Genomic DNA, 254 nt, shown 5'->3' on the forward strand with positions numbered 1-254 from the left:
CGGTCGCGGCATTACGCGGCAGGGCAATGCCGCATTTCGCGCGGTTCCATGGGCAGACCCATGGCACGGTTCCTGCTTCAAGTTCGCGGATGATGCGGTCAGTGACGGACCGGTGGATGTCGGTACGTTCGATTCTGGCCATGATCAGTCTCCAGAAAATGCAGACGCCGCCCCAAAGGGCGGCGCGGATGGGCAGCGGATGGCGAGGGTGGTGTCACCTGAGATCGATGATGCCCGTGCACGGATCGAGGAAG

At 62.6% G+C, this 254-nt stretch carries 1 protein-coding gene; it reads right to left on the reverse strand.

The annotated features are described in order from the left end of the window. On the reverse strand, nt 1–142 hold a 142-nt coding region (locus tag B7449_RS18585), incomplete at its 3' end, for an ArdC-like ssDNA-binding domain-containing protein (RefSeq protein ID WP_148431427.1). Between the last annotated feature and the right edge of the window lie 112 nt (nt 143–254).

The sequence above is a fragment of the Komagataeibacter intermedius TF2 genome (genome assembly GCF_000964425.1).
GTDB classification, from domain to species: domain Bacteria; phylum Pseudomonadota; class Alphaproteobacteria; order Acetobacterales; family Acetobacteraceae; genus Komagataeibacter; species Komagataeibacter intermedius.